This window comes from Micrococcus sp. KRD012, assembly GCF_017168555.1.
Lineage (GTDB): Bacteria > Actinomycetota > Actinomycetes > Actinomycetales > Micrococcaceae > Micrococcus > Micrococcus luteus.
The window spans coordinates 114275-121474 of sequence record NZ_JABFBB010000022.1 but is presented as its reverse complement, the minus strand read 5'-3'; the positions used below and the strand labels follow the sequence as shown (position 1 = coordinate 121474).

Genomic DNA, 7200 nt, shown 5'->3' with positions numbered 1-7200 from the left:
GGCGGGCAGGCGCAGCGGGTGGCCGTGTGCCGCGCCCTCGTGAACGCGCCCGTCGTCGTCCTCGCGGACGAGCCCACGGGCAACCTCGACCCGGACAACGCCGGCCTCGTCATGGACGCCCTCGCCGTCGAGGACCTGCGCTTCGCCTATACCCGCGCCGCCGAGGAGCTGTTCGACGGCCTCACCCACGCGTTCACGCCGGGCGCCGTCACCGCCCTCACCGGGCCCTCCGGGCGCGGCAAGTCCACCCTCCTGTACGTGCTCGGGCTCATGCTCACGCCCACCTCCGGAGTGGTGCGCCTCGGCGACGTCGACGCCTCCACCCGCCCGGACCGGGAGCGCTCCCGCCTGCGCGCCACCTCCGTGGGATTCGTGTTCCAGGACTCGGAGCTGGACCCGTCCCGCCCCATCCTGGACTCCGTGGTGGAGCCCGGCCTCTACGCCGGGTTGGAGCGCCAGACGCTCGAGGACCGGGCACGGGCGCTGCTCGAGCGCTTCGGCCTCGCCCACCGCGCCGACCACCGGCCCGGGCAGGTCTCCGGCGGGCAGGCGCAGCGGGTGGCCGTGTGCCGCGCCCTCGTGAACGCGCCCGTCGTCGTCCTCGCGGACGAGCCCACGGGCAACCTCGACCCGGACAACGCCGGCCTCGTCATGGACGCCCTCGCCGATGCCGCCGCCGAGGGGCGCACCGTGGTGGTCGCCACCCACGACCCCGCCGTCGTCGCCCGCGCCGACGAGGTGGTGCGGCTGTGAACCGGGAGGACCGCCCATGAACCTGCGCACCCTGCTGCGTGAAGCCGTCACCGCCGCACGCACCTCTCCCGTGCCCTCCGCCCTCGTGCTGCTCGTGGTGGCCGCCATGTGCTTCGCCGCCGTGGCCACCGTGGGCAGGCAGGCCGCCACCGAGGCGGCCGTCGCCGCAGAGCTCTCCGGCCCCGGCGCCCGCGTGCTCACCGTCACCGACACCGGCGGCACCGGTTTCCTCACCGGCGCCACCGCGGCCACCCTCGCCGGACTCGACACCGCCGAGGCCGCCCTCGCCCGGGACTCGCCCATGGACGCCGTGAACACCGGGATCGGCCGGGGCGGCGCCCGCGTGGCCGTGACGAACGTGGTCGGCACCCTGGACCGTGGCATCGTGCTGACCCGCGGCCGCCTGCCCGCCCCCGGCGAGGTGGTGGTCCCCGAGGCCAAGCTCGCCGAGCTCGGCCTCGCCCAGCCCTCCGGAGCGATCGAGGCCACGGACGGCGGCCAGTGGGCCGTCGTCGGGGCGTTCCAGGCCCAGGACCCCTTCCAGGACCTCGACGGCTACGCCCTCACCGTCCCCGCCGCCCCGGACGCCCTCGTGATGCAGCAGGTCCGCGTCCTCGCCGCCGACACCGCCGGCACCCGCGCCATGCAGGAGGCCGCGCTCGCCGTGATCGACCCCGACCCGCGCGCCTCCTCCATCCAGACCGCCCGTGCCCTCTCCGCCGGCAACCAGGTGATCACCGGCGAGCTCGCCGGGCTCGGACGCTCCCTGCTGCTGCTGATCCTCGGAGCCGGCGCGTTCTTCGTGTCCATCGTGGTGCTCGCCGACGTCCTCATCCGCCGCCGCGACCTCGGCCGCCGCCGCACCCTCGGCATCGGCCGCGGAGACCTGATCCTGCTCGTGGCCGTGCGCACCGCCGTGCCTGCGCTGCTGGGCGCCGTGCTGGGCTCCGGAGCCGGGTACGCCGTCGTCGCCGGCCAGGGCGGGACGCTGGGGGTGGACTTCGTGGCGGCGGTGGCCGTGCTGGCCGCCCTCACCGCGCTGCTGGCCAGCCTCGCCCCGGCGGCGTTCGCCGCGTTCCGCGACCCCGTGCGGGTGATGCGGACGGCGTGAGGGGTGGCGGGCGGGCCCGCTCACCGGCGGGCACCCCGCCCGCGCACCGCTACCCTCGGGAGCATGCCCGCCTTACCCGCCGCGCCCCCGCCTGCCCTCACGCCGCTCCAGCGGCAGTCCGTCCTGCGCACCCTGCGCAGCCCTCGGCTGCTGGGCACGGAGGTGCTGGCCGCCGTCGTGGTGGCGCTCGCGCTGATCCCGGAGGCCATCGCGTTCTCGATCATCGCGGGCGTGGATCCGCGCGTCGGGCTGTTCGCGTCCTTCACCATGGCGGTGACCACGGCGATCGTGGGCGGCCGGCCCGCCATGATCTCCGCGGCCACGGGGGCGGTGGCGCTGGTCGTCGCACCGCTGTCCCACGCGTACGGGGTGGGGCACCTGCTTGCCGCGATCATCCTCGGCGGCGTCATCCAGATCCTGCTCGGCGTGTTCGGTGTGGCCCGGCTCATGCGGTTCGTCCCGCGCTCGGTGATGGTGGGGTTCGTCAACGCGTTGGCCATCCTCGTGTTCACCTCGCAGCTGCCCGAGCTGATCGGCGTCCCGTGGCTCGTGTACCCGCTCACGGCGTTGGCCCTGGCGATCGTGGTGCTGTTGCCGCGGCTCACCACGGCGGTGCCGGCGACGCTCGTGGCCGTCGTCGTGGTCACCGCCCTGGTGATGGCCGCCGGCCTGGCCGTGCCGCGCGTGGGGGACCGGGGCGCGCTGCCGGATGCGCTGCCCGTGCTCGGCCTGCCGGACGTCCCGCTGACGTGGGAGACCCTCCGGTTGATCCTGCCGTTCAGCGTCGGCATCGCGTTCGTGGGGTTGCTCGAGTCCCTGCTCACCGCGAAGCTCGTGGACGACATCACCGACACCCGCTCGGACAAGACGCGCGAGTCCTGGGGGCAGGGTGTCGCGAACGTGGTCTCGGGGTTGTTCGGCGGCATGGGCGGCTGCGCCGTGGTGGGGCAGACCATGATGAACGTCAAGGCGAACGGCGCCCGCACCCGGATCTCCACGTTCCTCGCGGGCGTGTTCCTGCTGGTGCTCGTGGTGGCCTTCGGCGGCTTCGTGGCGCAGATCCCCATGGCCGCGCTCGTGGGCGTGATGATGTTCGTGGCCGCCGCCACCTTCGATTGGCATTCGGTGCGCCCCGCCACCCTGCGCGCGATGCCGCGCTCGGAGACCGCCGTCATGGTCGTGACCGTGGCGGCCACGGTGCTCACTCACAACCTCGCGATCGGCGTGGGTGTGGGCGTGCTCGCTGCGCTGGTGCTCTTCGCTCAGCGCGTCTCGCGTCTGGTCACGGTGGTCCGCGAGGTCCACGACGACGGCGACGCCGTCACGTATCGCGTGCACGGCGCCCTGTTCTTCGCGTCCTCGAACGACCTCTACTCGCAGTTCGAGTACGCCCTCGACCCGCCGCGCGTCGTGATCGACATGAGTGCCGCGCACGTGTGGGACGCCTCCACTGTGGCCGCGCTCGACTCGGTGCTGACCAAGTACGCCCGGCACGGGATCCACGCCGAGGTGACGGGGCTGAACGAGGCCTCCGCGGCGATGCACGCGCGCCTCACCGGGCGACTCGGCGCCTGAGCCGGCGGGCTCAGGCGGTGACGAACTCCCACTGGTGCCCGTCCGGGTCGACGATCTCGCGGGAGTGCATGCCGGAGTCGGCCATCTCCTCGCGCAGGTCCTCGGGCAGGGGCACCTCGGCGGCGCCGAGCTCGATCGCCCGGTCCGCCAGGGCGTCCACCGCCGCGGCGTCGCCGACGGTCAGCGCCATGAGGGCGGAGTTGGTGGTGAGGCAGTCGGCGATCTCACGGTTGCCGATGAAGTCGGTGTAGTAGCCGGGGCTGAGGTACATCGCGTACGTCGACTCGGTGAGCTCGATGCACACCGAGTGCTCGTCCGAGTAGTCGTCCATTGCGGTGGCGCCCAGGGTCGTCCAGAACTCACGGATCCGCTCGGTGTCCGTCGTCGGGAGGTTGATGAACACCGGCTGGGAGAACAAGGCCATGGGGAGCACCGTAGACGAGGCGGTCGGCCCGCCGCCACCGCGCGCGTGTCGCGGGCGCGCGGGCGTGGCGTGGGCCACGGAGCCGCTCCCGACGACGGCGCCCGCGGCCTGGCGCGTCCGCCCCCGTTGGTAGCGTGGCCGCCATGAGCGTTCCTCCCTCCGGCCCGCCGGCCGGTCCGCCCGCCGGCTGGCCGCCGTCGGGCCGGCCGTCCGCCCGCCGCGCCGCCGTCGCCCCGAGCCTGCACGGGCACCCCGGCGCCCCCGGTGGCGTCCCCGCCGGCTGGCCCGGCCGCCGGCCCGCGGCCCGCCCCGCGCCGGACTGGACCCCGGGTCGGTTCCACTGGGGCGACGCCGTCGTGGTGCTCGTGTACGTGGCGCTCATGGTGCTCGGGCTGGGGCTGTGGCTGGCGGTGTCGCTCGGCCTGGTCCCCGGTGACCTCGAGGCGTTCGACCTGGTCCGCGACGGGTTCACGGTGAACATCGTCAGCTACGCGATCCTCGTGGTGCTCGTGCTGGCCGTGGCCTGGCGCCCGCTCGTGACGTCGCTGCGGGTGTTCCGCACGGGGACGTGGTGGAAGCTGTTGCTGCTGCCCGCCACGTGGCTGGCGTGCATCGTCGTGAACGTGATCGTGCTGAGCCTCATCGGGGAGGCGCAGACCAGCGCCAACCAGGCCGCGCTCGAGGAGATGACCACGCAGGCCCCGCCCGTGCTCATGATCCTCATGACCGTGGTGGCCGCCCCGCTCGTGGAGGAGTACCTGTTCCGCCACCTGCTGATCGGCAAGCTCTCCCGCTGGATCAACGTGTGGGTGTGCGCCGTGGTCTCCGTGCTCGCGTTCACACTCCTGCACTTCCTCGGCACCGGCGGCGACTTCCGGCTCGTGGAGACCGTCCCGTACCTGACCCTCGCGGTGGCGATCACGGTGTCCTACATCCTGATGGGCCGCTCGTTCGGGTACGCGGTGCTGCTGCACATGGTGAACAACGGCATCGCCATCGCGATGCTCTACCTCGTGGCCCCCCTGCTGCCGGACACGCTGCCCGGCCCCACTGCCCCGACCACGGCGCTGGCCCCGCTGCTGGCCCTGCTGGGCTGAGATGGCAGGACCCTCCGGCTCGACGGCGGCGCCCGCCCCGCAGGACGCGCGCGCCCTCACGCGGCGCATCCTCGCGCTCGCGGTCCCCGCGTTCGGCGCGCTCATCGCGGAGCCGCTGTTCCTGCTGGCCGACACCGCGATCATCGGGCACCTGGGCACGGCCCAGCTGGCCGGCGTCGGGATCGGCACCACCATCCTGCACACGCTCACCGGCCTCATGATCTTCCTGGCCTACGCCACCACCCCGGCGGTGGCCCGGCTGATCGGGGCGGGGAACCCGGCCGCCGCGATGGACCGCGGCCGCGACGGCATCTGGCTGGGCCTGCTGCTCGGCGCGGTGCTGGCCGTCCTCGGCTGGCTCGCGGCCCCCGCGCTGACGGCGGCCCTCGGCGCGACGGGCGAGGTGCAGGCCCACGCCGTCGCCTACCTGCGCTGGTCCATGCCGGGGCTGCCGGCCCTGCTGGCCGTGCTCGCGGCCACCGGGGTGCTCCGCGGCCTCCAGGACACCGTGACGCCGCTCGTGGTGGCGGGTGTGGGCTTCGGCGCGAACATCGGGCTGAACGTGGCCCTGGTGTACGGGCTGGGCTGGGGCGTAGCTGGCTCGGCCGTCGGTACGTCCGTGGTGCAGTGGGCGATGCTCGTGACATACCTGTTCGTGCTGGCCCCGCGCTTCCGCCGCTCGGGCACGGTGTGGGCGCCCCGTGCGTCGGGCATGCGCGCCACGGCCCAGGTGGGCTCGTGGCTGCTGCTGCGCACCGCGAGCCTGCGCGCGGCCATCCTCATCACCGTCATGGCCGCCGCCGGCGCGGGCGACCTCACCCTCGCCGCGCACCAGCTCGTCTTCACGCTGTTCTCCACGCTGGCGTTCGCCCTCGACGCCCTCGCGATCGCCGCGCAGGCCCTGATCGGCGCCGAGCTCGGGGCCGCCCGGCCGGATGCGGCCCGTCGCCTCACCCGGACGATGGTGCGCTGGGGGCTGGGCTTCGGCGTCGTGACCGGGGCCGTGCTGGCCCTGGCGGCACCGGTGCTGCCGGGGCTGTTCACCACGGACCCGACCGTGCAGGCCGCCGCCACCGTGGGCCTGTGGGTGCTGGCCGCCGGGCAGCCGGTGGCCGGGTACGTGTTCGTGCTGGACGGCGTGCTGATCGGCGCCGGCGACGCCCGCTACCTCGCCCTCGCCGGCCTCGTGAACCTCGTGGTCTACGCGCCGGCGCTCTGGGTGCTCGCGCAGCTCGCCACGGGCGGATTCGGCTGGACCGCGGCCTGGCCCGGACCGAACGCCGCCGTGCCCGACGCCGGCGTGCAGCTGGGCCTGCTCTGGCTCGGCTTCGCAGGGGTCTACATGGGGATGCGGGCGCTCACCCTCGGCTGGCGGGCCCGGCGCGACGACTGGATGCGGCTCGGCGTCGTGTGAGCGCGTCCGGGCGGTGACGCGCGGGCCGGGCCGCGGCCGCACTGCTCCTAGACTGGGGCGGTGGCTACCGTGCAGACCCCCCTCGAGATCTCGTCCGTGGTGTTCAAGCCGATCCTGATCCGTGCCGTGGTGGCGCTGGCGTTCGGTCTGACCACCGTGTTCGTCGCCGAGCCGGGCCTGACGTGGATGAAGGTCATGTTCGCGCTGTACCTGGCGTTCTCCGGTTCGGCGATGTGGGAGTACCTGCGCCGCGACCCGGTGCCCGTGGCCATGCGCTCCCCGCTGTCCCTGGCGGCGGCCGCGTGGATGCTCGGCGTGATCGTGCTGCTGTTCCTGGGGTCCCCGGCGGCGGTGGGCGTGGCGGCCGGCGCCGCCCTCGTGCTCGGCGGCGCCGCCGAGCTCGTGGCGTGGGCCCGCCACCGCCGCGAGTTCATCCCCGCGCGGGACCAGCTGTGGACCGGACTCGTGGGCCTGCTCTCCGGGGGCGGCGTGGTCGTAGCCGCCCTGCAGGGCTTCGGCCCGCACGCCCTGCTCGGCATCGCCGGCGGCGGGGCGATCCTGATCGGCGTGCTCCTGATGGTCTCCGGGCTCGGCTTCCACCACGAGGTGCGCCGGGACCGGGGCACGGCCAGGGGCCTCTGAACCGGGCCGACGTCGTCGTCCTGACCCGCGGGGCGGACGTTCGCCGGGGGAGGACCTCGGGGCCCCGAGGGGCCACCCGTCGGCCGGACGCGTAGACTGGCTCCGGTCCGCCGCGCCCCGAGGGCCTCAGCCCCGGGCGCCTGCGCGGGCCGTGTCGCCCCAGCCGCCCCCAGCCGTCAGGAGT

Annotated in this window: 7 protein-coding genes; 6 read left to right on the top strand and 1 reads right to left on the bottom strand. The window is 74.6% G+C overall.

The features are described 5' to 3' along the window. The first annotated feature begins 111 nt into the window (after window positions 1-111). The 3 genes from J1M37_RS09860 (at window position 112) to J1M37_RS09850 (ending at window position 3439) form a co-directional block, all read left to right on the top strand. Entirely contained in the window at window positions 112-753 is a 642-nt protein-coding gene (locus J1M37_RS09860) for an ABC transporter ATP-binding protein (RefSeq protein ID WP_206452532.1), read from the top strand. Between the two features lie 16 nt (window positions 754-769). Further along, on the top strand, window positions 770-1864 hold the full coding sequence (locus tag J1M37_RS09855) for a hypothetical protein (protein ID WP_049147055.1): 1095 nt from the start codon (window positions 770-772) through the stop codon (window positions 1862-1864). A 63-nt stretch (window positions 1865-1927) separates the two neighbouring features. Beyond that, window positions 1928-3439, top strand: coding sequence for a SulP family inorganic anion transporter (locus J1M37_RS09850; protein WP_020621737.1), 1512 nt, complete (start codon window positions 1928-1930; stop codon window positions 3437-3439). Window positions 3440-3449: 10 nt separating this feature from the next. Here the strand turns inward: J1M37_RS09850 and J1M37_RS09845 are convergent, their stop codons facing one another. Beyond that, window positions 3450-3863 carry a VOC family protein gene (locus tag J1M37_RS09845; RefSeq protein WP_020621736.1) on the bottom strand — a complete coding sequence of 138 codons (414 nt, stop codon included), beginning with the start codon at window positions 3861-3863 and terminating at the stop codon, window positions 3450-3452. A 143-nt stretch (window positions 3864-4006) separates the two neighbouring features. On the opposite strand from J1M37_RS09845, the gene J1M37_RS09840 reads away from it, so the two are divergent. The 3 genes from J1M37_RS09840 to J1M37_RS09830 are packed head-to-tail and all read left to right on the top strand — an operon-like array spanning window position 4007 to window position 7016. Further along, window positions 4007-4960: a CPBP family intramembrane glutamic endopeptidase gene (locus tag J1M37_RS09840; RefSeq protein WP_036317511.1), complete on the top strand. Its 954-nt coding sequence runs from the start codon at window positions 4007-4009 to the stop codon at window positions 4958-4960. A 1-nt stretch (window position 4961) separates the two neighbouring features. Continuing rightward, complete coding sequence (locus J1M37_RS09835; protein WP_049144852.1) at window positions 4962-6374, top strand: MATE family efflux transporter; 1413 nt, start codon at window positions 4962-4964, stop codon at window positions 6372-6374. A gap of 60 nt (window positions 6375-6434) precedes the next feature. Beyond that, window positions 6435-7016 carry a hypothetical protein gene (locus tag J1M37_RS09830; protein ID WP_098470930.1) on the top strand — a complete coding sequence of 194 codons (582 nt, stop codon included), beginning with the start codon at window positions 6435-6437 and terminating at the stop codon, window positions 7014-7016. Window positions 7017-7200 lie beyond the last annotated feature (184 nt).

Bases quoted from the DNA above. Each gene is read 5' to 3' on its own strand.
- J1M37_RS09860 (WP_206452532.1), top strand. From the start codon at position 112: ATGGACGCCCTCGCCGTCGAGGACCTGCGCTTCGCCTATACCCGCGCC.
- J1M37_RS09855 (WP_049147055.1), top strand. From the start codon at position 770: ATGAACCTGCGCACCCTGCTGCGTGAAGCCGTCACCGCCGCACGCACC.
- J1M37_RS09850 (WP_020621737.1), top strand. From the start codon at position 1,928: ATGCCCGCCTTACCCGCCGCGCCCCCGCCTGCCCTCACGCCGCTCCAG.
- J1M37_RS09845 (WP_020621736.1), bottom strand. From the start codon at position 3,863: ATGGCCTTGTTCTCCCAGCCGGTGTTCATCAACCTCCCGACGACGGAC.
- J1M37_RS09840 (WP_036317511.1), top strand. From the start codon at position 4,007: ATGAGCGTTCCTCCCTCCGGCCCGCCGGCCGGTCCGCCCGCCGGCTGG.
- J1M37_RS09835 (WP_049144852.1), top strand. From the start codon at position 4,962: ATGGCAGGACCCTCCGGCTCGACGGCGGCGCCCGCCCCGCAGGACGCG.